Raw genomic sequence first — 25,477 nt, 5'->3', positions numbered from 1 at the left:
TAACAAGCAAGCGACAGACGACGACACCGCGGCAGGGGAGGGCCGTGGCGGGAACAGACCGGGAAGGCACAGGATCATGGACTTCGACTACGACCTCTTCGTCATCGGCGGCGGCTCGGGCGGCGTGCGCGCGGCGCGGATCGCGGCGGGCGAGCACGGCGCGCGCGTGGCGCTGGCCGAGGAATACCGCATGGGCGGCACCTGCGTGATCCGCGGCTGCGTTCCCAAGAAGCTGATGGTCTTCGCCTCGTCCTTCCCGGCGGCGATGGAAGAGGCGCGCGCCTACGGCTGGTCGGCCGATGTCGGACGCTTCGACTGGACCGCCTTCCGCAGCAAGCTCGACGCCGAGCTCGACCGGCTGGAGCGCGCCTACCGCTCGGGGCTGAGCGGGGCCAAGGTCACCGTCTACGACACCCGCGCCACGATCTCGGGCGCGCACGAGGTCACGCTGGCCACCGGCGAGACCGTGACCGCCAAGCACATCCTGATCGCCACCGGCGGCCGGCCCTATGTTCCGGCCTTCCCGGGCTCGGAACATGCGCTGACCTCGAACGACGTCTTCCTGATGGACGCGCTGCCCGACAGCGTGCTGATCGTCGGCGGCGGCTACATCGCCTGCGAATTCGCCTGCATCATGAACGGTCTCGGCGTGAAGACCACGCAGTACCAGAGGTCGGCCCACGTGCTGAAGGACTTCGACGCCGAGGCCCGCGACCTTGTCGAGGCCGGCATCCGCGCCAGCGGCATCGACCTGCAGACCGGCACCGAGGTCGCCTCGATCACCCCCGAGGGCGGCGCGTTCCGCGTCGTGACCAAGGACGGGCGCGAGGCGGTGTTCGGCGCCGTGATCCACGCCACCGGCCGGGTGCCGAACGTCGAGGGGCTGGGCCTCGAGGCGGTCGAGATCGCGCTGGGGCCGAAGGGCCAGATCCCGGTCGACGACTGGAGCCAGACCCGCGTGCCCTCGATCTTCGCGGTGGGCGACGTCACCGACCGCATCGCGCTGACGCCGGTGGCGATCCGCGAGGGCCACGCCTTCGCCGACACCGTCTTCGGCGGCACCGCGCGGCAGGCCGACCACGCGCTGGTGGCCTCGGCCGTCTTCACCCAGCCGGAACTGGCGTCGTGCGGCATGACCGAGGCCGAGGCCGCGGCGCGCGGCCCGATCGAGGTCTATTCCGCCGGCTTCAGGCCGATGCGCACCTCCTTCGCGGGCCAGCCCGACAAGGTGCTCTTCAAGCTCGTGGTCGACGCGGCGAGCCGCAAGGTGCTTGGCTGCCACATCGTCGCGCCCGAGGCGGGCGAGATGATCCAGATGGTCGCGATCGCGATGAAGATGGGCGCGACCAAGGAAGATTTCGACCGCACCTGCGCGGTGCATCCGACGATGGCCGAAGAGCTGGTGACCATGCGGAAACCGACGCGCAGCAGTTGAATTTCGGGCGGGCGTCCCCAAGTGCGGAACACGCCCGGTGAACAGGACGTGAAGGGAAGAATTTCTGATGACGAACGGAGGCCCCTGGGGGGGCGGCGGAGGCGGCGGCAACCGGAATGACGACGACAAGGGGCGTGGCGGCAAACAGCGCCCCGAGGGTCAGCTTCCCGAGATCGAAGAAATCATGCGCAAGGGGCAGGAGCAGCTCCGCGTGCTGATGGGCGGGCGGGGTCCCCGCGGACCCCAGCCGCCCAATGGCAACGGCGGCGGTCCGCGCATGACCACGCCCCCGATCGGTCGTGGCACCATCGGCATCGGCATCCTTGCCGCGGTCGGCCTGTGGGCCTTCGCGTCGTTCTACACGGTGCGCCCCGAGGAACAGTCGGTCGAGCTGTTCCTGGGCAAGTTCTCGAGCCTTGGCGAGCCGGGCCTGAACTTCGCGCCCTGGCCCTTCGTCACCGCCGAGGTGATCCCGGTCACGCCGGAACGCACCGTCGACGTGGGCATGGCCCGCGCGGCCAACGGCAGCTCGACCCAGGCGGCCGATGCCGGGCTGATGCTGACCGGCGACGAGAACATCGTCGACATCGATTTTCAGGTGGTCTGGAACGTCAACGACGCGCAGAACTTCCTGTTCAACCTGCGCGACCCGGAACAGACCGTGCGCGCGGTGTCGGAATCGGCCATGCGCGAGATCATCGCCCAGTCGGAACTGGCGCCGATCCTCAACCGCGACCGCGGCGTCATCGCCGACCGGCTCGAGGAACTGGTGCAGTCCACGCTCGACAGCTATTCGTCGGGCCTGCACATCGTGCGCGTGAACTTCGACCGCGCCGACCCGCCGTCCGAGGTCATCGACGCCTTCCGCGAGGTCCAGGCGGCCGAGCAGCAGCGCACGCGCCTGCAGAACGAGGCCGACGGCTATTCGAACCGGGTCCTTGGCCAGGCCCGCGGCGACGCGGCCGAGATCGTCGAGGCGGCCGAGGGCTATCGCGCCCAGGTCGTCAACCAGGCCGAGGGCGAGGCGAGCCGCTTCTCCGCCATCCGCGAGCAATACGAGTTGGCCCCCGAGGTCACCCGCCGCCGTCTCTACCTCGAGACGATGCAGGAGGTGCTGGGCCGCGTCGACAAGGTGCTGATCGATCCGGGCGCCGTCGGCGCGCAGGGCGTTGTACCGTTCCTGCCGCTCAACGAACTGGCGGGAAGCGCCGCGCAGCGTGGCGGTGCCGCGCAATCGGGTACTCAGGCGGGGGGCAACTGAGATGAGGAAGACAACGTTCATCCTGCCCGCGATCGTGATCCTCGCCGCGCTGGGCCTGTCGTCGATCTACATCGTCGACGAGCGCGAGAAGGCGCTGGTGCTGCAGTTCGGCCAGATCCGCGACGTGAAGACCGAGCCCGGGCTGGGCTTCAAGATCCCGCTGATCCAGCAGGTCGTGAAATACGACGACCGGATCCTGTCGCGCGACATCGACCCGATCGAGGTCACGCCGCTCGACGACCGCCGCCTGGTGGTCGACGCCTTCGCGCGCTACCGCATCGCCGACGTGGTGCGCTTCCGCCAGGCCGTGGGCGCCGGTGGCGTCAGCCTGGCCGAGGGCCGGATCGGCAACATCCTGACCTCGCGGCTGCGCGCGGTGCTGGGCTCGGTCTCGTCGGATGCGATTCTGTCGTCGGACCGCGCCGCGCTGATGACCCAGATCCGCGACAGCGCCCGCGCCGAGGCCGAGGCGCTGGGGATCGAGATCGTCGACGTGCGGCTGCTGCGGTCGGACCTGCCCGAGCAGAACCTCGACGCGACCTTCGCCCGGATGCGGGCCGAACGCGAGCGCGAGGCCGCCGACGAGATCGCCCGCGGCAACGAGGCCGCGCAGCGCATCCGTGCCCAGGCCGACCGCACCGTGGTCGAGATCGTGTCGGACGCCCGGCGCCAGTCCGAGATCATCCGCGGCGAGGCCGACGCCCGCCGTTCGGGGATCTTCGCCGATGCGTATGGCGCCGATCCCGAGTTCTTCGGCTTCTACCGCTCGCTCGAAGCCTACCGGGCGTCGATGCAGGCCGGGAACTCGACGCTGGTGATGTCGCCCGACAGCGATTTCTTCACCTATTTCGACTCTGTTGGCGCCGCCGAGCCCCCGTCTATGCCCGGCTCGCGCAGCCCGGCAGAGGCGCCCGCGGCCCCTGCCGCTCCGGCCGCGCCCGCGCCCTGAGCGCCCCGATTGGGCCCGCCCCCGGCACCGTCGTGCCGGGGGCGGGCCACAACCTCCGCGGGCCTTGCATCGCCTTCACCGGCATGTGAGGCTTCGCGAGACAGCGTGCATTGCATTGCGCCGCACCTTCCCGGCTAGCTGGACCTGATACGGTTCGCGCCCGGCCGGGCAGGCCGTCGAGCAGAAGGAGAGCAGCATGGCGGCACGGGCCCAGACCCGCATCATGGCGATCAACCCGCAGGACCAACTGCGCCGCGGTTTCGGCGCGCTGCTCTGGGCCGGGGCGCTGGGGCTGGCACTGGTCATCGGCGAGGCCGGACGCAGCGACGCGCGCGCCGCCCCCGACAGCTTCGCGGGTCTCGCGGAACAGGTGAGCCCGGCGGTGGTGAACATCACCACCTCGACCACCGTCGCCGCCCCCCTCGGCCCCGACGGACCGCAGCTGCCGCCCGGCTCGCCGTTCGAGGAATTCTTCCGCGACTTCATGAACCCCGACGGCCCCGGCGGCCAGCGCCGCGCGCCGCAGCATTCGAACGCGCTCGGGTCGGGCTTCATCATCTCGGAAGACGGCTACATCGTCACCAACAACCACGTCATCGACGGCGCCGACGAGATCGAGATCGAGATGTTCTCGGGCCGCCGGCTGGACGCCGAGCTGGTCGGCCGCGACGAGCAGACCGACATCGCGCTGCTGAAGGTCAAGAGCGACGAGCCGCTGCCCTTCGTGCCCTTCGGCGACAGCGACCAGATGCGCGTCGGCGACTGGGTGATGGCGATGGGCAACCCGCTCGGCCAGGGCTTCTCGGTCTCGGCCGGGATCGTCTCGGCCCGCAACCGGGCGCTGTCGGGTACCTATGACGATTTCCTGCAGACCGACGCCGCGATCAACCGCGGCAACTCGGGCGGGCCCTTGTTCAACATGGACGGCCAGGTGATCGGCGTGAACACCGCGATCCTGTCGCCCAACGGCGGCTCGATCGGGATCGGGTTCTCGATGGCCTCGAACGTGGTGTCGAAGGTCACGACCCAGCTGCGCGACTTCGGCGAGACCCGCCGCGGCTGGCTGGGCGTGCGGATCCAGGACGTCACCCCCGACGTGGCCGAGGCGATGAGCCTGTCGGCCGCCGAGGGCGCACTGGTGACCGAGGTGCCGGACGGCCCGGCCAAGGATGCGGGCATGCAGTCGGGCGACGTCATCACCAGCTTCGACGGCCAGGCGGTCAAGGACACGCGCGAGCTGGTGCGCAAGGTCGCCGACACCGAGGTCGGCCGCGCCGTCCGCGTGGTGGTGCAGCGCGCCAACCGCAGCGAGACGCTGCTGATCACGCTGGGCCGCCGCGAGGAGGCCGAGGCCACCGCGACCCCGGCCGCGGCGCAGGCCCCGGCCGAGCCGCAAAGCCTTGATGTGCTGGGCATGACCCTGATCCCGCTCGATGCCGACGCGGCCGACCAGATGGGCCTGCCGGCGGATGCGACGGGTCTTGTGATCCGCGACATCGATGACGGCAGCACCGCCTACGAGAAGGGGCTGCGGGCCGGCGACGTGATCGCCGAGGCCGGCCAGCAGAAGGTCGCGCGCCTGTCCGACCTGCAGGCCCGCATCGACGAGGCGAAGCAGGCCGGGCGCAAGTCGCTGCTGCTTCTCGTCCGCCGCGAGGGCGAGCCGCGCTTTGTCGCGCTGTCGGTCGAGGAAGAGTGACGGACGCCACGGCTGGCGGGCTGCCCCGCCGTCCGGGACGATGACGTGAACGGGCGCCGCCGCGAGGGGGGGCGCCCGCTTTCCGTCGCGGCGGCGGTCGCGGCGCCGTGGCGCCTACATCGGCACGCCGGTTCCGGTCTCGAGGAAGGACTTCAGGCTGGAAAGCACCAGCGGCCAGCCCTCGGAGATCCCGGCCAGCATGCCGCCGCCCGGCTGAAGATCCTCGTGCGTGACGGTCAGCCGGACGATGCCGTCGGGCCGCGGGGCGATGTCGAAGCTGACCCGGCTGTAGGCGGCGGGGTCCTCCTGCTGGCTCTGGTTCGCCCAGCTGATCACCAGCCGGTGCGGCGGATCGGTTTCGATCACCTTGCCGACAAGGTCGACCTCGCCGGTCGCGTGGCGCACATGCTGCCACCCCGACCCGGTCTGCCAGTCCGAGACGTTCTCGTGGCACCAGTAGCGGCGCGTCACCTCCGGGCGGGTCAGCGCCTCGAAGACCTTCTCGGCCGTGGTGCGGATATAGGTGACATAGACGAAGCGGGCCGACCTGTCGGCCGTGGATGGGGTGGTCATGGGGCATCCCTCTCGAGCGCCTGCTTGAGGTCGTGCAGCAGGCCAAGGCGGTTCTCCTCGAACTTGGCGATCCATCGGTGGAAGACCTCGTAGAGCGGAACCGGGTTGATGAAGTGCAGCTTCTCGCGGCCCCGCCGCTCGGTGCTGACGAGGTTCGCCTCTTCCAGCAGGCCAAGATGCTGGGTCACGGACTGGCGCGTCATCTGCATCGACGCGCACAGCTGGCCAAGCGTCTGCCCGTTCGTCTCGCACAGAAGGTCCAGAAGCCGGCGCCGCCCGGGATCGGCCAGCGCCTTGAAGACCTTGTCATCCTCCATCGGTCTCCTCCGGTCCTGGGCCCAGTTATGCAGGTGTTTGCCTGCCTGTCAAGAAAGGCAGTCATCCGCCTGCCTTTTTGCCGGGGTCAGTCGGCCCCCACCACCGGGATCAGGCCCAGCTCCTGCGCGGCGCTCAGCGACAGCTTGCCGCTGTTGAGCCCGCGCGGCCGCTGGAAGGCGCGGATCGCCGCCTCGGTCGGGCGGTCGATCGCGCCGGTCGGCGGCGCCCGGTACAGGCCCCGCGCCGCCAGCGCGCGCTGCAACCCGGCGACGACGTCGGGCGACAGCTCGGCGGGGCAGGGGCTGCGGAACCAGACGGCCGAGCGGTCGCGGACGATGCGCTGGCGCTGCACGCTGCGATAGCGCGCCGGGGCCACCAGCGCGCCCGCGGCGTCGCGGCGCTCGGGCGCGACCAGCTCCTGCTCGGTCACCGTCTCGATCACGGCGGGGGTCGCGTCGTGGTCCCAGCAGGCGCCCGCCGGGCCCTGCGGCCCCGGCGCCCCGGGGGCGCGGTAGACAAGCTCGCCCTCGAGGCTGCGCAGCGTGTCGGGCGCGGCGACCGGCACCGCCTGGCAGGCCGTCAGCAGGGCCGCCAACAGGGCTGCCGGCAGCGCCTTCGGTGCGGCGGGAAGGAGGGGCGGGAAGGGGCGGTGCCGCATCGGTCGGGATCTGTCCTTGGTCGTCCGGCCGTACCATAGGCTGCGCTCCGGCACTGCGGAAGGGTGCGGTCGCGCCTGCGACACCGGGGCGGGGGCGCGGCCCACGGCACTGGCGGCGCGGCGCGCCATCCTCTATGTCGGAAGCGGGGCCGCGGCGGGCGGCCCGCTCCCCGGCACGACCAAGGAAGCGGATAGGACATGGCGAAGATCACCTACGTGGAACACAACGGCACCCGGCACGAGATCGAGGTGGCCAGCGGCCTGACCGTGATGGAGGGCGCGCGCGACAACGGCGTTCCGGGGATCGAGGCCGATTGCGGCGGCGCCTGCGCCTGTTCGACCTGTCACGTCTATGTCGATCCCGCCTGGGTCGACAAGCTTCCCGCAAAGGAGGCGATGGAAGAGGACATGCTCGACTTCGCCTGGCAGCCCGACCCGGCCCGCTCGCGCCTGACCTGCCAGGTCAAGGTGACCGACGCGCTGGACGGGCTGGTGGTGCAGCTGCCCGAAAAGCAGATCTGACCATGGCGCGGCGCGCGATCGCCGCGATCGGCGCGGCGCTGCTTCTGGCCGCGCCGGCCCTTGCCGGTCCGCGCATCCTCGAGGCCGCCTATGACGACGCGACGACGCGCTATCCGCACGGCGCGCTGGGCGATGACGAGGAATGGGGCACGCTGCGCCTGACCACCGAGGCGGGCGAGACCCGGTTCGAGCTTCCGGCGCGGATGGTGTTCGAGGATCTCGCGCCGCGGCTCGCCGATCTGGACGGCGACGGCGCGCCCGAGGTGATCACGGTCGAAAGCGACCGCGACCGCGGCGCGCGGCTGGCGGTCTGGGGGGCGGCGGGGCGGATCGCGGCGACCGAGTTCCTTGGCCGGCGCTACCGCTGGCTGGCGCCGGTGGGCGCGGTGGATCTCGACGGCGACGGCCGGGTCGAGCTGGCCTATGTCGAGACGCCGCACCTGCGCTACCGGCTCAAGCTGGTGCGGCTCGAGGCGGGCGTGCTCGTGCCGGTGGCCGAGATCGAGGGCGTGACCAACCACCGCTTCGGCGACAGCTTCCTGCAGGGCGGCATCACCGCCTGCCCGATGCCGGTGCTGCGGCTGGCGGATCCGACATGGGGCCTCGTGCGGCTGGTGGCCTGGTCGGGCACCGGCGAGGGGGCGGGGCTGGCGATGGCGGACCTCGGGCCCTACCGCGGCCCCGGCAGCCTCGACCCGGCGCGCGGCTGCCGGCCCTGAGCGACATGGCGGCGTCGGTCGTCGCTGTCGCCTTTCGTTGCATCGCGGTCGCATCGGGGCTGGCGCGACGGGCCCGCCCGGCGGAATGATGCGCCCGTTGCCGCCCGCGAAAGGACGCCCCCGCCGATGACCACCTATGTGCTGACCGTCACCTGCCCCTCGACCCGCGGCATCGTTGCCGCCATTTCGGGCTTCCTGGCCGAGAAGGGCTGCAACATCACCGATTCGGCGCAGTTCGACGATGCCGAGACCGGGCGCTTCTTCACCCGCACCACCTTCGTGTCCGAGACCGGCGCCGGGCTAGAGGCCCTGCGGGCCGAGTTCGCCGAGGTCGCGGCGCCCTTCGACATGGACTGGGCGATCCATGACGGGGACCACAAGATGAAGGTCCTGCTGATGGTGTCGAACTTCGGCCACTGCCTGAACGACCTGCTGTACCGCTGGCGCATCGGCGCGCTGCCGATCGACATCGTCGGCGTGGTGTCGAACCACCTGACCTACCAGAAGGTCGTCGTGAACCACGACATCCCCTTCCACCAGATCAAGGTGACCAAGGAGAACAAGCCCGAGGCCGAGGCCCGCCTGCTGGCGCTGGTCGAGGAGACCGGGGCCGAGCTGATCGTGCTCGCGCGCTACATGCAGGTGCTGTCGGATGCGCTCTGCCGCAAGATGGAAGGCCGGGTGATCAACATCCACCACTCGTTCCTGCCCTCGTTCAAGGGCGCCAACCCCTACAAGCAGGCGTTCCAGCGCGGGGTGAAGCTGATCGGGGCGACGGCGCATTACGTCACCGCCGATCTCGACGAGGGCCCGATCATCGAGCAGGACACCGTGCGCATCACCCATGCCCAGTCGCCCGACGACTACGTCTCGCTGGGCCGCGACGTCGAGGCGGCGGTGCTGAGCCGCGCGATCCACGCCCACATCCACCACCGGGTGTTCCTCAACGGGAACAAGACCGTGGTCTTCCCGGCCTCGCCGGGGTCCTACGCCTCGGAGCGGATGGGCTGACGCTCACCCGGCCGGGGGGGCCTCCCCCCCTGCTCCCCCGGGGCACCCCTGCGAAAACGCGAAAGGCCCTCCGCGAGGAGGGCCTTCGTCGTTCTGCCGTCCGGCAACGAGGGAAGAAGCGGCGGCAGCGGACCTTGCGCGGGCTCAGGCCTCTTCGGTGGCGCGCGCGACGACGGCGATCAGCGCCACGAAGGCCGACAGCAGGGCGACGCCCAGCGCGCCGTGGGTCAGGATGGCGGCCGTGCCCCGGATGCCAAGCGCGGCGATCCAGTCCTCGGCGGCGATGATCGTGCCGACGCCCAGAACGAAGATGGCGGCGTAGACGACGGCGATGACGGCGTCGAGGTTCAGCGGGGTCTTGGCAACGAGCGTGCTCATGGCATCTGTCCTTGGGGTGGCGGCGCGTCGTCGGAACGGGCCTGCGATCTGTTGCCCCCTAGATGCGCCTTGCGGGGCGATCGCACCACGGACGTTTCGCGATTCCCGTCTTGCACGATCCGCAGGGCTCGCGACGCAAATCGCATGGCCGCCCTGCAGCGATCGGGAACCTTGGCCCGGCCTCGCGCGTCCTAGCCGGAGGACATCCCCCATGGCCACCGCCATGGATACCCCCGGAGGACCCGCCATGACCGCCCGCCGCAGCCTTGCCAGCCTTGGCCTTCTCGCCGCCCTGCCGCTCGCGCTCGCCGCCTGCGAGCCCAACCGCACCACGATCACCCGCACCGACCGCGTCGTCGCGGCGCCGGTCGTGACCACCGGCGCCAACGGGCGCACCGTCACCTTCGGCGACGGCTGCGTCGTCACCTACTCGACCGCCGGCGTCGCCACGACCCGCAGCGCCATGTGCTCGACCGAGCAGATGACCCAGGCGCAGGCCGTGGTGATGGCGCGTTAAAGCGCGCGCCAGCCGATGTCGCGGCGGCAGAAGCCGCCCGGCCAGTCGATCGCGTCGACCATGGCATAGGCACGTTCGCGCGCCTCTGCGAGGCTCGCCCCGCGGGCGGTGACGTTCAGCACCCGCCCGCCCGCGGCGATGATGCCGCCGTCGCGCCGCGCGGTGCCGGCATGGAAGACCATGTTCATGCTGTCGTCGGGCAGCTCTTCGAGGCCGCGGATCTGGCTGCCCTTGGCATAGTCGCCCGGGTAGCCGTTCGCGGCCATCACCACCGTGATCGCGTGATCGTCGGCCCAGACCGGCGCCACCTCGGCCAGCCGGCCCTCGGCGCAGGCCTGCAGCAGGTCGAGCGCCTGCGCCCCCAGCCGCATCATCAGCACCTGGCATTCCGGGTCGCCGAAGCGGACGTTGTATTCCACCAGCCGCGCCCGGCCGTTCTCGATCATCAGCCCCGCGTAGAGAACGCCCTCGAACGGCGTGCCGCGGCGCGCCATCTCGGCGACGGTCGGGCGCACGATCTCGGCCATCGCCTGCTCGGTGATCGCGTCGGTCAGGACCGGCGCCGGCGAATAGGCCCCCATGCCGCCGGTGTTCGGCCCGGTGTCGCCGTCGCCGACCCGCTTGTGGTCCTGCGCGCCGCCGATCGCCAGCGCGGTCTTGCCGTCCGACAGCACGAACAGGCTCGCCTCCTCGCCCGCCATGAACTCCTCGATCACCACCTCGGTGCCCGCGGCCCCGAAGGCGCCGCCGAAGATCTCGTCCAGGCCCGCCAGCGCCTCGTCCAGCGTCATCGCGACGATCACGCCCTTGCCGGCGGCCAGCCCGTCGGCCTTGACCACGATCGGCGCGCCCTGCGCGGTGACATAGGCCTTCGCGGCCGCGAGGTCGGTGAAGCGCGCATAGGCCGCGGTCGGCGCGTTGCAGGCGTCGCAGACCGCCTTGGTGAAGGCCTTCGATGCTTCCAGCCGCGCCGCCTCGCCCGAGGGTCCGAAGGTCAGCAGGCCCGCGCCGCGCAGCGCGTCGGCAACCCCGGCCGCCAGTGGTGCCTCGGGGCCGACGACCACGAAGTCGATCGCGTTCTCGCCGCAGAATTCCACCACCGCCGCACCGTCGAGGATGTCGAGCGCCGCGCAGTCGGCGATCTCGGCGATGCCCGCGTTGCCGGGCGCGACGATCAGCCGGTCGCATTTCGGGTTCTGCTTGATGGCCCAGGCCAGCGCGTGTTCGCGCCCGCCGCTGCCGAGGATCAGAATGTTCATGGCGCTGTCTCTATCGGTTGGCTTGGCCTCGCTCGCCCGGCGTTCTAAGGTCACGGCCATGACCGCACAAGACTGCCGCCCGCGATGAGTGACCTTTTCGAAGACGATGCCCCCTCCGCCCCCGGCAATGCCCACGACTACTCGGTCTCCGAGATCGCGGGCGCCGTCAAACGGGTGATCGAGGGCGAGTTCGGCCGCGTGCGCGTGCGCGGCGAGATCGGGCGCGTCTCGCGCCCCGGATCGGGGCATCTCTACTTCGCGCTGAAGGACGACCGGGCCACGCTCGACGCCGTGGCGTGGAAGGGGCAGGCGGCGAAACTTGCCGTGAAGCCCGAGGAGGGGATCGAGGTCATCGCCACCGGGCGGATGACCACCTTCCCCGGCTCGTCGAAATACCAGCTGGTGGTCGAGGCGCTCGAGATCGCGGGCCAGGGCGCGCTGATGGCGATGCTGGAGAAGCGCCGCGTGCAGCTTCAGGCCGAGGGGCTGTTCGACCCGGCCCGCAAGCGGCCGATCCCGTTCCTGCCCGAGGTGATCGGCGTCGTCACCTCGCCCTCGGGCGCGGTGATCCGCGACATCCTGCACCGGCTGCGCGACCGCTTCCCGCGCAAGGTGCTGATCTGGCCGGTGGCGGTGCAGGGCCAGGCCTGCGCGCCCGACGTCGCCCGCGCGATCGCGGGCTTCAACGCGCTGACCCCCGGCGGCGCCCTGCCGCGGCCCGACCTGCTGATCGTCGCGCGCGGCGGCGGCTCGATCGAGGACCTCTGGGGCTTCAACGAAGAGATCGTGGTGCGTGCCGCCGCCGCCTCGGCGATCCCGCTGATCTCGGCGGTGGGGCACGAGACCGACACCACGCTGATCGACTTCGCCGCGGACCTGCGCGCGCCCACCCCCACCGCGGCGGCCGAGATGGCGGTGCCGGTCCGGGCGGAACTCGCGGCGCTGATCGCCGAGCAGGGCGCGCGGATCGCCCGGGTGATGACGCTGTCGGCCGACCGCCGGCGCCAGCGGCTGGCGGACCTGTCGCGCGCGCTCGGCCGGCCCGAGGCGCTGACGGCGCCGTCGCGCCAGCGGCTGGACCTGACCGCCTCGCGGCTCGACCCGGCGCTGCGCGGCGCGACCGCGGCCAAGCGCGCGGCCTTCGCGCGGGTCGGCGGGCGGGTCGGGCCCTCGCTGCTGGCGGGTTTCATCGCCGCCGAGACCCGCGATCTCGCGCGGCTTGCCGGGCGGCTGGCGCCGGGGCTGTCGCTGCGGGCCGAGCGCACGCGCGAGCGGTTCGACACGCTGGCCGCGCGGCTGGACCGGGCGCAGGCCAACCGCGCCGCCGAGGCCCTGCGCGAGGTCGCCCGCGGGCGCGAGCGGCTGGGCCAGATCGAGGCGCGGCTGGCGGCCGCGCTGCCCGCGCGCCTGGTGCGCGAGCGCGAGCGGCTGGCCGCGCTCGACCGGATGCGCGCGACGCTGGGCTATACCGAGACGCTGGCGCGCGGCTATGCCGTGGTGCGGGCGGGCGAGGCGCTGGTGACGCAGGCCGGCACCGCGCGGGCCGCGCCGCGGCTGGAGATCGAATTCGCCGACGGCCGCGTCGCCGTGCGCCCCGAGGAGGCGCCGCCGGGCAAGCCCGCGGGCGCCGCGCGCCCGAAGACGGGCGGCGACAGCCAGGGGTCGCTGTTCTAGACGCCGACGTCGGGCATGCAGGGCAGGGGCTGGTCGCTGTCCTGCACCGCGATCAGCGGGTCGCCCGCCGGGTCGCCGCGGAACTTCGCCGCGATCCCGCCCGGGGTCTGGAAGAAGGTCCAGCACTGCAGGTCGGCGACATCCTCGTAGGCAAAGCAGATCTCGTCGCCCTCGGGGAACCAGTGGCCGCTCTTGCAGACATCGCCGGTGAAGGCCCAGATCACGCGCCGGTTCGGCAGGTACTGCTCGGTCCCGTAGACCCGGCCGCCGGCGGCATAGGTCAGCGTGCGCCCGACCGAGAGCGCGTCGAACTCCTCGGCGGTCAGCGGCTTGGCCTCGTCCGCGGCCTCGGTGGTGGCCGCCGGCGCGACCTGCGGCAGCAGCACGGCGGCCAGCACCAGTGCCTGCAGCCCCTTGGCAAGGCTCGCGCCCATCGTCATCTCCTTCATCCGTCGCGCGAGAGCCTGCCAGAGCCCGGGCGGCCTTCGCAACCCTCGCGGCCCGCGCCCGGGGTCACGACCCCGTGGTCGCCCTGCCGGGCCTGCCACCGCGCCAGCCGCGGGTCCATCACCCGCCGCCAGGCCGGCGGCACCAGCGCCAGCGTCGCCATCAGCGGCAGCGATCGCGGCAGCATCGGCGTCGCCCCGCGCGTGATCCGCAGCGCCGGATAGGGTCGCCCCGGGTGCAGGTGGTGGTCGGCATGGCGCGGCGCGTGCAGCATCACCAGCCCCGAGAAGGCCTGCGGCGCATCCCAGCTGTGCGCGGGCCCCACCGGCTCCCACCGGCCGCGGTCGTCGCGGGCGCGCTGCAGGCCGTAGTGCTGCACGTAGTCCGACAGCATCAGCTGCGCCTGGGCATAGGCCGCGAAGCCCAGGTGCGCGGCTACCCCGCCCCAGCCGAAGGCCGCGAGCCCGAGCCCGAGGCAGGCCGCCCCGCCGGCAAGGTAGACCGCATAGGGATGCAGGCCGCGCCCGCGGCCGGCGGCGCGGGCGCGCAGGGCGGTCTCGGCCCGCCAGCCGCCGCGGAACTCGCCCCACCAGGCGCGGGGCAGGAACGCCCAGAACCCCTCGCCCGCGCGGGCCGTCGCCGGATCCTCGGGGGTGGCGACGAAGCGGTGGTGCACCAGCCGGTGGCCCGAGGCGTGCTGCCCGTGCAGCAGCGTGACATAGACCGCGACGCCCAGCCGGTAGAGCCCGCGGCGGGTGCGGTGGATCAGCTCGTGCGCGTTCGAGTTCGAGACCTGCCCGAACCACAGCCCCGCCGCGACGAACAGCCCCGCCCGCGCGGGGCCGGGCAGGCCGGTCGCGCCGCAGGTGCCGGCGATCGCCAGCGCCAGCACCGCCGGATGCACCACCGCCAGCGCCACCGACAGGGCGTCGGCGGCGGGAAACTCGGCCTCGCCGTCCGCGCCGCCGCCCTCGCCGAAGGCCGCGATCAGCCGGTCGAGCGCATAGGTCAGCGCCGTCATGTACCCCAGCGCCGCCCAGACCCAGCCGCCGCCCGCCAGCGCCGCCAGCGCGATCAGCCCGGCCGGCGCCAGCGTCGCCGCGGCGAAGGCCGCCACCGGGGCGGGGCGGGGGGCAGGGGGGGCATCGGTCATCACGGCTGCCACCCTAGCTCCTCGCGCGCCGCCCCGGAAGGGCCGCCCGGTTGCGCCAGCCCCTTTCCACGCGCGCCCGCGTGGCTTAGGTGGGAAGGGATGCGCCCCGGTCCCGGCTCGGGCGGGGCAGGAACAGCGCCGGAGGCCCGATGTCGTTTTTCTCCAAGCTCCGCGAACGGCTCGGCCGGTCCTCGTCGCGTCTCGGCGAGGGGCTTGAGGCGATCGTCGAGGATGGCGGCAGCGCGGGCACGCCCGAGACGCCCGAGCTGCCCCCCGCCGCGCCGCCCGAGCGCCCGGTGACGCCCGAGCCCGGGCCCGCGCCGGTGCCCGAGGAAGTGCCCGGCACGACCCCGCCGGAATGGACCCCGCCGCCGCCCGACCGCCTGCCCGAGCAGGGGGGCGGAGCCGAGGCGCCCGCCGCCCCGCGCGGCGGCGTGCTGGGCCGGCTCTTCGGCCGCCCGGCGGCCGCGCCCGAGGCACCGGTCCTGCGCCGGGTGCTCGACGACGAGATGCTCGAAAGCCTCGAGGAGCTGCTGATCCAGGCCGACATGGGCGTCGAGACCGCGCTGCGGGTCGCGGCGAACCTTGCCCAGGGGCGGATGGGCCGGCGGATGTCGGTCGAAGAGATCAAGGCCGCGCTCGCCGCCGAGATCGCGGGCATCCTCGAGCCGGTCGCGCGGCCGCTGCCGATCTATCCGACCAAGCCGCAGGTGGTGCTGGTGGTGGGCGTCAACGGCTCGGGCAAGACCACGACGATCGGCAAGCTTGCCAGCCAGTTCCGCGCCGCCGGCAAGTCGGTGGTGATCGCCGCGGGCGACACGTTCCGTGCCGCCGCCGTCGACCAGCTGAAGGTCTGGGGCGAGCGCGCGGGCGTGCCGGTGCTGACCGCGCCCGAGGGGTCCGACCCCGCGAGCCTTGCCTTCGACGCGATGGTGAAGGCCCAGGCCGAGGGTGCGGACCTTCTGATGATCGACACCGCCGGGCGTCTGCAGAACCGCGCCGACCTGATGGAAGAGCTGGCCAAGATCGTGCGGGTGATCCGCAAGAAGGACCCCGACGCGCCGCACAACACGCTGCTGGTGCTGGACGCGACCACGGGCCAGAACGCGCTGAGCCAGGTCGAGACCTTCCGCAAGCTTGCCGATGTCTCGGGGCTGGTGATGACCAAGCTTGACGGCACGGCCCGCGGCGGCGTGCTGGTGGCGCTTGCCGACAAGTTCGGCCTGCCGATCCACGCGATCGGGGTGGGCGAGCAGATCGACGACCTGTCGCCCTTCGATCCGGACGATTTCGCCAAGGCCCTCGTGGGGGCGGCGGCGCGCTGAGGCGCCACCCCCCTTTCGGTCGCGCCTTACACGTCCAGCTCTTCCACGAACCGCGCGTTCTGCTGGATGTACTGGAACCGCAGCTCGGGCTTCTTGCCCATCAGCCGCTCGACCAGATCCGAGGTCTCGCCCGGCGCATCCTCGTCGATCGAGACCCGGATCAGCTTGCGGCTCTTGGGGTCCATCGTGGTCTCCTTCAGGTCCTTGGCATCCATCTCGCCAAGACCCTTGAAGCGCTGCACGTCGATCTTGCCCTTGCCGCCAAGGCCCTTGGCCAGCGCGGCCTCCTTCTCGGCATCGTCGGCGACATAGATCCGCCGCGCGCCCTGCGTCAGCCGGTAGAGCGGCGGGCAGGCAAGGTAGAGGTGCCCCTTGTCGATCAGGGGCCGCATCTGCGTGTAGAAGAACGTCATCAGCAGCGAGGCGATGTGGGCACCGTCCACGTCCGCGTCGGTCATGATGATGATCTTGTCATAGCGCAGGTCGTCGACCTTGAACTTGGTGCCCATGCCGACACCGAGCGCCTCGCAGATGTCGCGGATTTCCGAGTTGTCGTTCAGCTTCGACGAGGCCGCGCCCAGCACGTTCAGGATCTTGCCCTTCAGCGGCAGCAGCGCCTGCGTCTCGCGCGAGCGTGCGCCCTTGGCCGAGCCGCCGGCCGAGTCGCCCTCGACGATGAACAGCTCGGTCCCCTCGCGGTTCTTCGCGGTGCAGTCCGTGAGCTTGCCGGGAAGCCGCAGCTTCTTGGTCGCGGACTTGCGCGCGGTTTCCTTCTCCTGCCGGCGGCGCATCCGCTCCTCGGCGCGCAGCACGAGGAAATCGAGGATCGCGCCCGCGGTCTTGGTATCCGCCGCAAGCCAGTTGTCGAAATGGTCGCGCACGGCGCTTTCGGTCCAGCGCACGGCCTCTTCGGTCGACAGCCGGTCCTTGGTCTGGCCGACGAACGAGGGCTCGCGGATGAAGATCGAGATCAGCGCGCAGCCGCCCGTCAGCATGTCCTCGCGGGCGATGTCCTTGGCCTTGCGGTTGCCCGCAAGCTCGCCGTAGGCCTTGATGCCCTTCAGCATCGCGCCCCAGAAGCCCGCCTCGTGCGTGCCGCCCTCGGGCGTGGGCACGGTGTTGCAGTAGGAATGGATGAAGCCGTCGCGCATCGCCGACCAGTTGATCGCCCATTCGATCCGGCCCGGAACGCCGAACTTCTCCTCGAAGCTGACCTTCCCGGCAAAGGGCCGGTCGGCATAGGTCGAGGTGCCGGCCATGGTCTCGTTCAGGAAGTCGGCAAGGCCGTTGGGGAAGTGGAACGTGGCCTCGGTCGGGGTCTCGCCGTCGTCGATCGCGGATTTCCAGCGGATCTCGACGCCCGAGAACAGGTAGCCCTTCGAGCGGACCATCTTGAACAGCCGCGCCGGCTTGAACTTCAGCTCGCCGAAGATCTGCGCGTCGGGGTGGAAGTAGACCGAGGTGCCGCGGCGGTTCGGCGCCGGGCCGACCTTCTCGACCGGGCCCTGCGGCACCCCGCGCGAGAAGCTCTGCACGAACAGCTCGCGGTTGCGCGCGACCTCGACCCGCATCACGTCCGACAGCGCGTTCACCACCGACGAGCCGACGCCGTTCAGGCCGCCCGAGGTCGAATAGGCCTTGTTCGAGAACTTGCCGCCCGCGTGCAGCGTGCACAGGATCACCTCGAGCGCGGACTTGCCGGGGAACTTCGGGTGCGGGTCGACGGGGATGCCGCGGCCGTTGTCCTTGACCGTCAGCCCGTAGTCGGCGTGCAGCTCGACCTCGATGCGGGTGGCGTGGCCGGCGACGGCCTCGTCCATCGCGTTGTCGAGGATCTCGGCCACCATGTGGTGCAGCGCCCGCTCGTCGGTGCCGCCGATATACATGCCCGGGCGCTTGCGGACCGGCTCCAGCCCTTCGAGCACCTCGATCGAGGAGGCGTCGTAGGTGGGCTCGGACTGGCTGCTGAGCAGGTCTTCGGGCATTGAATCGGGCTCGCGGTGGGGAAGGGCTTGGGGTCGTTCTTACACCACAGCGGCGCGATAATCGCAACGTTTTGCGGTCACCCCTCGCAAAACCGCGAGGGATGGCGCGTTTCTGCCCGTTTGGCCGGCGCGGTCAGGCCCCGCGGGCCATCAGCGCCAGCGAGGCGAGCGCGCAGCCGATGCCCAGCCAGTCGCGCGGGGCGAGCGTCTCGCCGAAGCAGACGACGCCCAGGCCGACCAGCGCCAGCAGCGAGAACACCGCCACCGCGACCCCGCTCTGGGCAAGGGTCATGTGCTGGAAGGTGAAGTACCAGGCCACCGCCGACAGGGCATACAGCAGCCCGGCGGCGGCCAGCGGTCGCGAGGTGAGGGGGTGGCCGCTCTCGACGGCGAGCTTCACGAAATAGTCGCCGAGCAGAACGATGAGCGAGGCCAGCGCGCACAGCGCGTAGCCCTGAACCGGAAACATGGCAAACCTCATAAAAAACGGGACGGCAAAAAACGGGACGGCAAGAAAGGGGGCAGCGAAAAAGGGATTTGGGTCGAACAGGTCGTCAATCCACCCGCTATAGGCGAGTGCCGCGGGCCGGGTCAAGCCGCCCCGCGGCATTCGAGACATCGCACCCGCAGCGGTGGCGGGCGCGAATGCGTCAGGCTCGGATGCGTCAGGCGCCGATGCGTCAGGCGTGGCGCCTCACTCGGCCAGGCGGCGCCCGGTCACCGCGGCATAGGCCGGGCGGGCGTGGCAGCGGTCGTACCAGGCGGCGAGCGCGGGGAACTCGTCGATGATCGGGCGGTAGGCCTCGGCATAGCGCAGGCATTCGGCGACGGTGACATCGGCCACGGTGAAGCGGTCGCCCACCAGGTAGTCATGGGCGGCAAGATGCCCGTCAAGCACCTGCAGCGGGCGGCGCAGCTTCTCGCAGGCGCCGGCGATCACGGCCTGGCCGACGGGGGTGTCCTGCTCGGCGCGGCGGAAGGTGAAGGTGATCTCGAGCGCGGGCGGCTCGACCGAGGTCATCGCGTAGAGCGTCCACATCGTCATCTCGGCATCCTCGGCCAGCGTCGCGGGCGCGAGCGGGCCGCCGTGCTTCTTGGCGAGGTAGAGGTTGATCGCGCCGGATTCGTGCAGCACCAGCCCGTCGTCCTCGAGCGTCGGGATGAAGCCGGCGGGGGCGATCTTCAGGAAGTCGGGCGAGCCGGTGTTCAGCGGCGCCTCGCTGGCCAGCGGATCGGCGAGCTTGCCCTTCTGGATCACCGGCACCGCCTCGATCCGGATGCCAAGCTCTTCCGCGAGCCAGTAGGTGCGCGCCGCGCGCGAATTGTAGATGCCGTAGAGGCGGGTCATCGTGGGCTCCTCGTGCCGTGGGTGCGCCAGTGCTAGCACCGGGGCGGGCAGGGGGGAACCGGGTCGAGTGGCAAGGGGCGCGGCCCGTCGGCGAGGGTGCCCCGCGGCGTGTCCAGAAGCCGGCCGCGCAACCCGGGTCCCGGGCCGTCGCCGGGGCCGCCGGAGGGGGGTGTCCGGCGTGCGCCCCCTGTGCGCCCCCCGTGCACCCCCTGTACACCCCCAACGCGCGCCGGCGCAGGAAACCGTTAGGCTTCGGGCCGGCCGCGGGCGCCGCGCCCCCGACGCGAAAAGGCCGGTCGCGGGGACCGGCCTTTCCGAAGCGGGTGGCGTCTGCCGGGATCAGGCGGCCAGCGCGGCGATCTGCGCCTTGGCCTTCTCGATCGCGGCTTCCTCGCCCATCGCCACGCCCTCGGCGGCGACGAAGGTCACGTCGGTGATGCCGATGAAGCCCAGCACCTGGGTCACGTAGCTGGAGGCCAGGTCGTAGCCCGACTTGTGCGGCACGCCGCCCGAAGCATAGGCGACATAGACCTTCTTGCCCGTCAGCAGGCCTTCCGGGCCGGCCTCGGTGTAGCGGAAGGTCTCGCCGACGCGGCAGATCATGTCGATCCAGGCCTTCAGCGGGCCGGTGACGCCGAAGTTGTAGAGCGGCATGCCGATCACGATCACCTCGGCGGCGCGCAGTTCGGCGATCAGCGCCTCGGAGAGCGCGAGCAGGTCCTTCTGCTCGGCGGTGCGGGCCTCGGCGGGCGTGTAGGCCGCGCCGATCCAGGCGCCGTCGATCAGCGGGATGCCGACGGTGTCACGCTCGGTCACCTCGGCGTTGTCGATGCGGGCGACGAGCAGGTCGGTCAGCTTGCGGGTGACCGAGGCCGGGCCCTTGATCGAGCTGTCGATGCGCAGAACTTTGGTCATGGGAGGGTCCTTTCGGAGAGAAACGCGGGGATGTGGAACGGCTTGGCCGCCCCGTAAACCTGTGCTGCACAAGATCATCGTTGCATTCCGTCACACAAGACAGATACTCGCACCGCCAATGTTGAAAGGCGCACAGAGAATGTCCTTCCAGAACTGGGACGAGATCCGCACCGCCTATCAGGTGGCCCGGATCGGCACGGTCTCGGGCGCGGCCGAGGTGCTGGGCGTGCACCATGCGACCGTGATCCGCCACATCGACGCACTTGAGGCCCGGCTGGGCGCCAAGCTGTTCCAGCGCCATGCGCGCGGCTACACCGCGACCGAGGCCGGGCAGGAGCTGCTGAAGGTGGCGCAGGCGACCGAGGACCAGTTCGGCCAGCTGGCCGCGCGGATCAACGGCGCCGGATCGGAGATGGCCGGCGAACTGGTCATCACCTCGATCCCCGGGCTGTCGAAGGTGGTGACGCCGGTCATCGCCGGCCTGATGGCCGAACATCCCGAGCTGATCGTGCGCTATGTCACCGACCTGCGCGTGTTCCGGCTGGAATACGGCGAGGCCCATGTGGCGATCCGCGCCGGCTCGGCCCCGACCGAGCCCGACAACGTCGTGCAGCGCCTGCACGAGCATCAGGTCGCGCTGTACGCGACGCCGGATTACCTGGCGCGGCACGGCACGCCCAAGACCGATGCCGACCTGTCGACGCACCTGTTCATCGGCCACGAGAATCCCACCTCGCGCGCGCCGTTCTATCGCTGGTTGTCGGGCGTCGTCGCCCGCAACCAGGTCGTCTATCGCTGCAACGACAGCGAGGCGGTCGAGGACGCGGTGCAGGCGGGGCTGGGGCTGGGCTTCCTGCCGGTCGCCTCGGGGCGGGCGCATCGCGGCTTCGTCGAGGTGCTGGGCCCGCGCGAGGACTGGGTGTCGCCGCTGTGGCTGGTGACCCATGTCGACCTGCACCGCACCACCAAGGTCCAGGCCTTCCTGACCGCGATCAAGGCCGCGGCCAAGCACTGGCCCGCGATCTGCACCCAGCCCGAGCACGCCGCCGCGGGCTGATCCCGCCCGCGGGACGTCTGGGGGCGGGGCGCGGTTCAGGAGGAGGTTCAGGGCAGCGGCGGCGGCTCGGGGTCCGGGCCATCGGCATCGGCGCCGATCGCCTCGAGTTCGGCCTCGAGGAAGCGTTCGAACGCGTCGAGGTCGAGCCGGTCGAACTGGCCGAAGCCCTGCATCCAGACCGAGGCGTCGCGCAGGGATTCCGGTTCGAGCTTGCACCATTTCACCCGGCCGCGCTTTTCCTGGCTGATCAGCCCGGCCTCGGCGAGGATCGCGAGGTGCTTCGAGACCCCGGCGAGCGACATCGCGAAGGGCTCGGCCACGTCTGTCACCGCCATGTCGTCTTCCAGAAGCATCGACAGGATCGCGCGGCGCGTCGGATCGGCCAGCGCCGCGAACACCACGTCGAGCCGCGCCGGCCCGCGGCCCGGGGCGGCAGGGGGCAGGGGCGGGGGGAGGTCGTCTTCGGCCATGTCCATGCCCGCCATCTACCGGCGCCCGGCGCCAACAATCAACCGCCCGGTTGAATATGCGATTTCGCCGCGCCGCGACGAAACCGGGGTGCCTCACGCGGTGCGTGACATCGCGGGTGCCTGAATTTCCATTGTTTTACAGTATGATGTGCGCGCCTTAAGGTGGCGCTAACCTGCTTGACTCACTGGCTGGTGAACCCTAGGAAGTCCGGGACCGTCGAACGGGGCGAAAACATGGCCGAAGATCCTGATCACGAGCGGCTCAGGCGTCTTGAGGCCAAGCTGCGCGAGACGAAGCTCGGCCGCGAGAAGCGCACCCGCGGTGACGAGCATTTCAGCCAGGCGAACATGGCCTGGCGCATGGTTATCGAGCTGGTCTCGGGTCTCGGGATCGGCTTCGGCATCGGATATGGGCTGGACCTGGTCTTCGGGACCTTGCCGTTCCTGCTGGTGCTGTTCGTATTCCTGGGCCTCGCGGCCGGCGTGAAGACGATGCTTCGCACCGCCGCCGAGATGCAGGACAAACGTCAAGCCGAGCAGGAAGCTGCTCGCGATGAGGGGATGTAGGACGTGGAGCACGAAGCAGAAGCCGGCACCGGCCTTGCCTTCCACCCGATGGACCAGTTCCTGGTCAAGCCGCTGTTCGGTGGCCACGAGATCCATTGGTACACGCCCACGAACGTGACGCTGTGGATGGGCCTGACGGTGCTGGCGATCGTGCTGGTGCTGGTCGTCGGTTCGCGCGGCCGGGCCATCGTGCCCTCGCGCAGCCAGTCGGTCGCCGAGCTGACCTTCGGCATGGTCCACAAGATGCTGGAAGACATCTGCGGCAAGGACGGGCTGAAGTACTTCCCCTACGTGCTGACGCTGTTCTGCTTCATCGTCTTCGCCAACTTCCTGGGCCTGCTGCCCAAGAGCTTCTCGACCACCTCGCACATCGCGGTCACCGCGGTGCTGGCGATCCTGGTCTTCCTCGGCGTGACGATCCTGGGCTTCGTCAAGAACGGCAGCCACTTCCTCGGCCTGTTCTGGGTGACCTCGGCGCCGCTGGCGCTGCGCCCGATCCTGGCCGTGATCGAGCTGATCTCGTACTTCGTGCGCCCGGTCAGCCACTCGATCCGACTTGCGGGCAACGTCATGGCCGGCCACGCCGTGATCAAGGTCTTCGCGGGCTTCGCCGCCGTCGCCGCGATCATGCCGGTCTCGGTGCTTGCGATCACCGCGATGTACGGGCTCGAGGTGCTGGTCGCGCTGATCCAGGCCTACGTCTTCACCATCCTCACCTGCGTCTACCTCAAGGACGCGCTGCACCCCGGCCACTGAGCCGCGGACCGCAGTCAGAGACACGAACACAACCCTTTCAATCCAGGAGAATACCCATGGAAGGCATCGCTCAACTCGGTCAGTACCTCGGCGCGGGCCTCGCCTGCATCGGCATGGCCGGCGCTGCAATGGGCGTGGGCAACGTCGCGGGCAACTACCTCGCCGGCGCGCTGCGCAACCCCTCGGCCGCTGCCTCGCAGACCGCCACGCTGTTCATCGGCATGGCCTTCGCCGAAGCGCTCGGGATCTTCTCGTTCCTCGTCGCGCTGCTGCTGCTGTTCGCAGTCTGATCGCTTCCTGAACGGATGGCCGGGCGGGTGCCGAAAGGTGCCTGCCCGACAGTTTGACGGGCCCGCTTGAGGGCCGGGGGAAACGAGATGGCAACGATGACAGAGGGAGCTGCGGGTCACGCGGCCGCCATGCTGCCGGGCACCGATGCGCACGGGTCTGCCGTGGGCATGCCCCAGCTGGTGTTCGAGACCTTCCCGAACCAGATCTTCTGGCTGCTGGTCACGCTGGTCGTGATCTACCTCGTGCTGTCGCGCGTGGCGATCCCGCGGATCGGCAGCGTGCTGGCCGAACGCGCCGGCGTGATCACCAACGACATCGCGACGGCCGAAGAGCTGAAGCTGAAGGCCCGCGAGGCCGAGGCCGCCTATACCAAGGCGCTGGCCGATGCCAAGGCCGAGGCGGCGAAGATCATCGCCGCGACCAAGGCCGACATCCAGGCGGATCTCGACAAGGCGCTGGCCAAGGCCGATGCCGAAATCGCCGCCCGGACCGCCGAGTCCGAGGCCCGGATCACCGAGATCCGTGCCGGCGCGGAAGCGGCCGTGAACGAGGTGGCGCGCGACGTGGCGGCCGAGATCGTGGCGTCCTTCGGGGCGCCGGCCGATGCGGCGGCGATCGACGCGGCGGTCTCGACCCGGATGAAAGGCTGAGCGATGCGGAAACTGACGGTTCTGTTCGCGCTGAGCGCGAGCCCGGCGATGGCGGCCACCGGCCCGTTCTTCTCGCTGCACAACACCGACTTCATCGTCACGATCGCCTTCCTGGTGTTCGTGGGGGTGCTGCTGTACTTCAAGGTGCCGTCGATGGTCGGCAAGCTGCTCGACAAGCGGGCGGCGACGATCAAGGGCGAACTCGACGAGGCGCGCGCGCTTCGCGAGGAAGCCCAGACGGTGCTGGCCTCCTACGAGCGCAAGCACAAGGAGATGCTCGCCCAGTCCGAGCAGATCGTGGCGAACGCCAAGAAGGAAGCCCAGGCGGCGGCCGAGAAGGCCAAGCAGGATCTCGCGCAGTCGATCGAGCGGCGTCTCGCGGCGGCCGAGGGCCAGATCGCTTCGGCCGAGAAGGCCGCGGTGGCAGAGGTCCGCAACCGCGCCGTCGCCGTGGCCGTCGCCGCGGCGAGCGAGGTCATCGCGACGAAGATGGGCACCGGCGAGAAGTCGGCCCTGATCGACAGCGCCATCGGCGAAGTCGAGACCAAGCTTCACTGACGGGATCACGGCCCCCGGCGAACGAGGCGGCCGACCGACAGGATTGGGACAGTGACGAAGGGCTCCGCACCGCGGGGCCCTTTGACCTTTGCGGGCCGCGTCTTCGCGGGTCCTGCCCGCCCTTCCGCGCCCGCCCTTCCGCGCCCGGCCCTCTGCCGGGGTCAGTCCTTCTCGGCCTCGTGCGCCAGCCGCAGCCGCGCGACCACCTCGTGCGCCTCGGCGCGGCGATGCGCCTCGAGGGCGGCGCGCACGTAGTCCATGTGGGTCTCGACGGCGATGCGGGCGCCCAGCGGATCGCGGGCCTGGATCGCGGTGTTGATCGCGCGGTGCTGGTCCATCAGCGTCGCCCGGGCCTGCTTCTGGCGGAAGATGATCTGGCGGTTGTAGAACACCCCCGTCGTCAGCAGGTCGTACATCGAGCGCATCATGTGCAGCATGACCACGTTGTGCGCCGCCTCGACGATGGCCATGTGGAACTGCGCATCGATCGCGGCATCCTCCTCGGCCGAGCGGCGGCCGGGCGCCTCCATCCGGGCGAAGGCGGCGGCGATGACCGACAGGTCGGTGGCCGATCCGCTCTCGGCCGCCCGCGCCGCCGTCATCCCCTCGAGATCGCGGCGGAAGTCGAGATAGTCGAACAGCGCCGCGTCGTGGCGCGCGAACAGCCGCACCAGCGCCGGCGAGAAGGCCGAGCCCAGCACGTCGGCGACATAGGCGCCCGCGCCGGGGCGCGTCTCGATCAGGCCGTCCTCGGCCAGCGCCGCCAGCGCCTCGCGCAGAGAGGGCCGCGAGACGCCGAGCCGCTCGGCCAGCTCGCGCTCGGCCGGCAGCCGCTCGCCGGGGCGCAGGATGCCTTCCAGCACCAGCCGCTCGATCTGGCGCTGCACGGCCTGGGCCAGCTTCTCGGGGTCGACCTTCTGGTAGGGCATGGGTGTCTGGCGGCTTTCAGTCGGTATTGGTCGGGTTTTATGACCGCGCGCGG

General features: G+C 71.0%; 29 protein-coding genes. 16 read left to right on the top strand and 13 right to left on the bottom strand.

The genetic code is table 11. The features are described 5' to 3' along the window. Positions 1 to 76: 76 nt before the first annotated feature. The 4 genes from gorA (at position 77) to V8J39_RS15005 (ending at position 5,344) form a co-directional block, all read left to right on the top strand. Entirely contained in the window at positions 77 to 1,435 is a 1,359-nt protein-coding gene (gene gorA / locus V8J39_RS15020) for a glutathione-disulfide reductase (RefSeq protein ID WP_336461743.1), read from the top strand. 67 nt (positions 1,436 to 1,502) lie between these two features. After that, entirely contained in the window at positions 1,503 to 2,696 is a 1,194-nt protein-coding gene (gene hflK, locus V8J39_RS15015) for an FtsH protease activity modulator HflK (protein WP_336461742.1), read from the top strand. A 1-nt stretch (position 2,697) separates the two neighbouring features. Then, positions 2,698 to 3,645, top strand: a complete 948-nt coding sequence (hflC, locus tag V8J39_RS15010) for a protease modulator HflC (RefSeq protein ID WP_336461741.1) — start codon at positions 2,698 to 2,700, stop codon at positions 3,643 to 3,645. A 223-nt stretch (positions 3,646 to 3,868) separates the two neighbouring features. After that, entirely contained in the window at positions 3,869 to 5,344 is a 1,476-nt protein-coding gene (locus V8J39_RS15005) for a Do family serine endopeptidase (protein ID WP_336461906.1), read from the top strand. Positions 5,345 to 5,458: 114 nt separating this feature from the next. Here V8J39_RS15005 and V8J39_RS15000 read toward each other — a convergent pair whose 3' ends face one another. The 3 genes from V8J39_RS15000 to V8J39_RS14990 all read right to left on the bottom strand — a co-directional run bounded on the left by V8J39_RS15000 (position 5,459) and on the right by V8J39_RS14990 (position 6,830). Beyond that, positions 5,459 to 5,917 (bottom strand): SRPBCC family protein, encoded by a 459-nt coding sequence (locus tag V8J39_RS15000; RefSeq protein ID WP_336461740.1) that lies wholly within the window; start codon positions 5,915 to 5,917, stop codon positions 5,459 to 5,461. Further along, entirely contained in the window at positions 5,914 to 6,234 is a 321-nt protein-coding gene (locus V8J39_RS14995; protein WP_336461739.1) for an ArsR/SmtB family transcription factor, read from the bottom strand. The genes V8J39_RS15000 and V8J39_RS14995 overlap by 4 nt, the downstream gene beginning before the upstream one ends. An 86-nt stretch (positions 6,235 to 6,320) precedes the next feature. Continuing rightward, the gene (locus V8J39_RS14990; protein ID WP_336461738.1) at positions 6,321 to 6,830 is read right to left on the bottom strand and encodes a peptidoglycan-binding domain-containing protein; all 510 of its coding nucleotides are present in this window, start codon (positions 6,828 to 6,830) and stop codon (positions 6,321 to 6,323) included. A gap of 261 nt (positions 6,831 to 7,091) precedes the next feature. On the opposite strand from V8J39_RS14990, the gene V8J39_RS14985 reads away from it, so the two are divergent. From V8J39_RS14985 to purU, 3 genes are all read left to right on the top strand, one after another. Continuing rightward, positions 7,092 to 7,415 (top strand): 2Fe-2S iron-sulfur cluster-binding protein, encoded by a 324-nt coding sequence (locus V8J39_RS14985; RefSeq protein ID WP_336461737.1) that lies wholly within the window; start codon positions 7,092 to 7,094, stop codon positions 7,413 to 7,415. A gap of 2 nt (positions 7,416 to 7,417) precedes the next feature. Continuing rightward, a complete protein-coding gene (locus tag V8J39_RS14980) occupies positions 7,418 to 8,134 on the top strand; it encodes an FG-GAP repeat domain-containing protein (RefSeq protein WP_336461736.1) in 717 nt (238 codons plus the stop codon). Positions 8,135 to 8,260: 126 nt separating this feature from the next. Further along, the gene (gene purU, locus V8J39_RS14975) at positions 8,261 to 9,145 is read left to right on the top strand and encodes a formyltetrahydrofolate deformylase (protein ID WP_336461735.1); all 885 of its coding nucleotides are present in this window, start codon (positions 8,261 to 8,263) and stop codon (positions 9,143 to 9,145) included. Between the two features lie 144 nt (positions 9,146 to 9,289). On the opposite strand, the gene V8J39_RS14970 is transcribed toward purU, so the two are convergent. Then, entirely contained in the window at positions 9,290 to 9,523 is a 234-nt protein-coding gene (locus tag V8J39_RS14970; protein ID WP_336461734.1) for a hypothetical protein, read from the bottom strand. A 247-nt stretch (positions 9,524 to 9,770) separates the two neighbouring features. Between V8J39_RS14970 and V8J39_RS14965 the strand changes: the two genes are divergently transcribed. Next, positions 9,771 to 10,040 carry a hypothetical protein gene (locus V8J39_RS14965; protein WP_336461733.1) on the top strand — a complete coding sequence of 90 codons (270 nt, stop codon included), beginning with the start codon at positions 9,771 to 9,773 and terminating at the stop codon, positions 10,038 to 10,040. Here V8J39_RS14965 and purD read toward each other — a convergent pair. After that, positions 10,037 to 11,299 carry a phosphoribosylamine--glycine ligase gene (purD, locus tag V8J39_RS14960; RefSeq protein WP_336461732.1) on the bottom strand — a complete coding sequence of 421 codons (1,263 nt, stop codon included), beginning with the start codon at positions 11,297 to 11,299 and terminating at the stop codon, positions 10,037 to 10,039. The two genes, V8J39_RS14965 and purD, sit on opposite strands and share 4 nt — an antisense overlap. Before the next feature lie 84 nt (positions 11,300 to 11,383). Between purD and xseA the strand changes: the two genes are divergently transcribed. Continuing rightward, positions 11,384 to 12,973: an exodeoxyribonuclease VII large subunit gene (gene xseA / locus V8J39_RS14955; RefSeq protein WP_336461731.1), complete on the top strand. Its 1,590-nt coding sequence runs from the start codon at positions 11,384 to 11,386 to the stop codon at positions 12,971 to 12,973. Here xseA and V8J39_RS14950 read toward each other — a convergent pair. Together V8J39_RS14950 and V8J39_RS14945 are read right to left on the bottom strand one after the other, a co-directional pair. Next, a complete protein-coding gene (locus V8J39_RS14950) occupies positions 12,970 to 13,407 on the bottom strand; it encodes a hypothetical protein (RefSeq protein WP_336461730.1) in 438 nt (145 codons plus the stop codon). The genes xseA and V8J39_RS14950 overlap by 4 nt on opposite strands. A gap of 11 nt (positions 13,408 to 13,418) precedes the next feature. Next, entirely contained in the window at positions 13,419 to 14,573 is a 1,155-nt protein-coding gene (locus tag V8J39_RS14945) for an alkane 1-monooxygenase (RefSeq protein ID WP_336461729.1), read from the bottom strand. A 149-nt stretch (positions 14,574 to 14,722) separates the two neighbouring features. Here V8J39_RS14945 and ftsY point away from each other — a divergent pair, with 149 nt between their 5' ends. Further along, a complete protein-coding gene (ftsY, locus tag V8J39_RS14940) occupies positions 14,723 to 15,898 on the top strand; it encodes a signal recognition particle-docking protein FtsY (protein ID WP_336461728.1) in 1,176 nt (391 codons plus the stop codon). A 26-nt stretch (positions 15,899 to 15,924) separates the two neighbouring features. Here the strand turns inward: ftsY and parE are convergent, their stop codons facing one another. From parE to V8J39_RS14920, 4 genes are all read right to left on the bottom strand, one after another. Then, positions 15,925 to 17,883 (bottom strand): DNA topoisomerase IV subunit B, encoded by a 1,959-nt coding sequence (gene parE / locus V8J39_RS14935; protein ID WP_336461727.1) that lies wholly within the window; start codon positions 17,881 to 17,883, stop codon positions 15,925 to 15,927. Between the two features lie 133 nt (positions 17,884 to 18,016). After that, the gene (locus tag V8J39_RS14930; protein ID WP_336461726.1) at positions 18,017 to 18,352 is read right to left on the bottom strand and encodes a hypothetical protein; all 336 of its coding nucleotides are present in this window, start codon (positions 18,350 to 18,352) and stop codon (positions 18,017 to 18,019) included. Between the two features lie 225 nt (positions 18,353 to 18,577). Then, positions 18,578 to 19,231: a glutathione S-transferase family protein gene (locus tag V8J39_RS14925; protein WP_336461725.1), complete on the bottom strand. Its 654-nt coding sequence runs from the start codon at positions 19,229 to 19,231 to the stop codon at positions 18,578 to 18,580. Between the two features lie 339 nt (positions 19,232 to 19,570). Continuing rightward, entirely contained in the window at positions 19,571 to 20,146 is a 576-nt protein-coding gene (locus V8J39_RS14920; protein ID WP_336461724.1) for an FMN-dependent NADH-azoreductase, read from the bottom strand. Positions 20,147 to 20,285: 139 nt separating this feature from the next. Here V8J39_RS14920 and V8J39_RS14915 point away from each other — a divergent pair, with 139 nt between their 5' ends. Next, positions 20,286 to 21,203 (top strand): LysR family transcriptional regulator, encoded by a 918-nt coding sequence (locus V8J39_RS14915; RefSeq protein ID WP_336461723.1) that lies wholly within the window; start codon positions 20,286 to 20,288, stop codon positions 21,201 to 21,203. 47 nt (positions 21,204 to 21,250) lie between these two features. Here V8J39_RS14915 and V8J39_RS14910 read toward each other — a convergent pair whose 3' ends face one another. Next, positions 21,251 to 21,673, bottom strand: coding sequence for an ArsR/SmtB family transcription factor (locus V8J39_RS14910; protein ID WP_336461905.1), 423 nt, complete (start codon positions 21,671 to 21,673; stop codon positions 21,251 to 21,253). Positions 21,674 to 21,907: 234 nt separating this feature from the next. On the opposite strand from V8J39_RS14910, the gene V8J39_RS14905 reads away from it, so the two are divergent. The 5 genes from V8J39_RS14905 (at position 21,908) to V8J39_RS14885 (ending at position 24,495) form a co-directional block, all read left to right on the top strand. After that, positions 21,908 to 22,240 carry an AtpZ/AtpI family protein gene (locus V8J39_RS14905; protein ID WP_336461722.1) on the top strand — a complete coding sequence of 111 codons (333 nt, stop codon included), beginning with the start codon at positions 21,908 to 21,910 and terminating at the stop codon, positions 22,238 to 22,240. A gap of 3 nt (positions 22,241 to 22,243) precedes the next feature. Continuing rightward, positions 22,244 to 22,996 (top strand): F0F1 ATP synthase subunit A, encoded by a 753-nt coding sequence (locus tag V8J39_RS14900; protein ID WP_336461721.1) that lies wholly within the window; start codon positions 22,244 to 22,246, stop codon positions 22,994 to 22,996. A gap of 56 nt (positions 22,997 to 23,052) precedes the next feature. Next, a complete protein-coding gene (locus V8J39_RS14895) occupies positions 23,053 to 23,286 on the top strand; it encodes a F0F1 ATP synthase subunit C (RefSeq protein ID WP_066809443.1) in 234 nt (77 codons plus the stop codon). Positions 23,287 to 23,382: 96 nt separating this feature from the next. Next, on the top strand, positions 23,383 to 23,937 hold the full coding sequence (locus tag V8J39_RS14890) for a F0F1 ATP synthase subunit B' (protein ID WP_336461720.1): 555 nt from the start codon (positions 23,383 to 23,385) through the stop codon (positions 23,935 to 23,937). A 3-nt stretch (positions 23,938 to 23,940) separates the two neighbouring features. Continuing rightward, entirely contained in the window at positions 23,941 to 24,495 is a 555-nt protein-coding gene (locus tag V8J39_RS14885) for a F0F1 ATP synthase subunit B (protein ID WP_336461719.1), read from the top strand. A 161-nt stretch (positions 24,496 to 24,656) separates the two neighbouring features. Here V8J39_RS14885 and V8J39_RS14880 read toward each other — a convergent pair whose 3' ends face one another. Then, positions 24,657 to 25,424, bottom strand: coding sequence for a FadR/GntR family transcriptional regulator (locus tag V8J39_RS14880; protein WP_336461718.1), 768 nt, complete (start codon positions 25,422 to 25,424; stop codon positions 24,657 to 24,659). Positions 25,425 to 25,477 lie beyond the last annotated feature (53 nt).

This window comes from Frigidibacter sp. MR17.24, from assembly GCF_037095655.1.
Lineage (GTDB): Bacteria > Pseudomonadota > Alphaproteobacteria > Rhodobacterales > Rhodobacteraceae > Frigidibacter.
Note: the sequence above shows the minus strand (reverse complement) of the source record. Positions and strands in the feature narration are given on the sequence as shown.

Bases quoted from the DNA above. Each gene is read 5' to 3' on its own strand.
- V8J39_RS14930 (WP_336461726.1), bottom strand. From the start codon at position 18,352: ATGTTTCCGGTTCAGGGCTACGCGCTGTGCGCGCTGGCCTCGCTCATC.
- V8J39_RS14895 (WP_066809443.1), top strand. From the start codon at position 23,053: ATGGAAGGCATCGCTCAACTCGGTCAGTACCTCGGCGCGGGCCTCGCC.
- V8J39_RS15005 (WP_336461906.1), top strand. From the start codon at position 3,869: ATGGCGATCAACCCGCAGGACCAACTGCGCCGCGGTTTCGGCGCGCTG.
- hflC (WP_336461741.1), top strand. From the start codon at position 2,698: ATGAGGAAGACAACGTTCATCCTGCCCGCGATCGTGATCCTCGCCGCG.
- V8J39_RS14980 (WP_336461736.1), top strand. From the start codon at position 7,418: ATGGCGCGGCGCGCGATCGCCGCGATCGGCGCGGCGCTGCTTCTGGCC.
- purD (WP_336461732.1), bottom strand. From the start codon at position 11,299: ATGAACATTCTGATCCTCGGCAGCGGCGGGCGCGAACACGCGCTGGCC.
- V8J39_RS14995 (WP_336461739.1), bottom strand. From the start codon at position 6,234: ATGGAGGATGACAAGGTCTTCAAGGCGCTGGCCGATCCCGGGCGGCGC.
- purU (WP_336461735.1), top strand. From the start codon at position 8,261: ATGACCACCTATGTGCTGACCGTCACCTGCCCCTCGACCCGCGGCATC.
- V8J39_RS14905 (WP_336461722.1), top strand. From the start codon at position 21,908: ATGGCCGAAGATCCTGATCACGAGCGGCTCAGGCGTCTTGAGGCCAAG.
- V8J39_RS14950 (WP_336461730.1), bottom strand. From the start codon at position 13,407: ATGGGCGCGAGCCTTGCCAAGGGGCTGCAGGCACTGGTGCTGGCCGCC.
- V8J39_RS14890 (WP_336461720.1), top strand. From the start codon at position 23,383: ATGACAGAGGGAGCTGCGGGTCACGCGGCCGCCATGCTGCCGGGCACC.
- hflK (WP_336461742.1), top strand. From the start codon at position 1,503: ATGACGAACGGAGGCCCCTGGGGGGGCGGCGGAGGCGGCGGCAACCGG.
- V8J39_RS15000 (WP_336461740.1), bottom strand. From the start codon at position 5,917: ATGACCACCCCATCCACGGCCGACAGGTCGGCCCGCTTCGTCTATGTC.
- xseA (WP_336461731.1), top strand. From the start codon at position 11,384: ATGAGTGACCTTTTCGAAGACGATGCCCCCTCCGCCCCCGGCAATGCC.
- V8J39_RS14925 (WP_336461725.1), bottom strand. From the start codon at position 19,231: ATGACCCGCCTCTACGGCATCTACAATTCGCGCGCGGCGCGCACCTAC.
- V8J39_RS14965 (WP_336461733.1), top strand. From the start codon at position 9,771: ATGACCGCCCGCCGCAGCCTTGCCAGCCTTGGCCTTCTCGCCGCCCTG.
- V8J39_RS14970 (WP_336461734.1), bottom strand. From the start codon at position 9,523: ATGAGCACGCTCGTTGCCAAGACCCCGCTGAACCTCGACGCCGTCATC.
- parE (WP_336461727.1), bottom strand. From the start codon at position 17,883: ATGCCCGAAGACCTGCTCAGCAGCCAGTCCGAGCCCACCTACGACGCC.
- V8J39_RS14885 (WP_336461719.1), top strand. From the start codon at position 23,941: ATGCGGAAACTGACGGTTCTGTTCGCGCTGAGCGCGAGCCCGGCGATG.
- V8J39_RS14985 (WP_336461737.1), top strand. From the start codon at position 7,092: ATGGCGAAGATCACCTACGTGGAACACAACGGCACCCGGCACGAGATC.
- V8J39_RS14920 (WP_336461724.1), bottom strand. From the start codon at position 20,146: ATGACCAAAGTTCTGCGCATCGACAGCTCGATCAAGGGCCCGGCCTCG.
- ftsY (WP_336461728.1), top strand. From the start codon at position 14,723: ATGTCGTTTTTCTCCAAGCTCCGCGAACGGCTCGGCCGGTCCTCGTCG.
- gorA (WP_336461743.1), top strand. From the start codon at position 77: ATGGACTTCGACTACGACCTCTTCGTCATCGGCGGCGGCTCGGGCGGC.
- V8J39_RS14910 (WP_336461905.1), bottom strand. From the start codon at position 21,673: ATGGCCGAAGACGACCTCCCCCCGCCCCTGCCCCCTGCCGCCCCGGGC.
- V8J39_RS14945 (WP_336461729.1), bottom strand. From the start codon at position 14,573: ATGACCGATGCCCCCCCTGCCCCCCGCCCCGCCCCGGTGGCGGCCTTC.
- V8J39_RS14880 (WP_336461718.1), bottom strand. From the start codon at position 25,424: ATGCCCTACCAGAAGGTCGACCCCGAGAAGCTGGCCCAGGCCGTGCAG.
- V8J39_RS14915 (WP_336461723.1), top strand. From the start codon at position 20,286: ATGTCCTTCCAGAACTGGGACGAGATCCGCACCGCCTATCAGGTGGCC.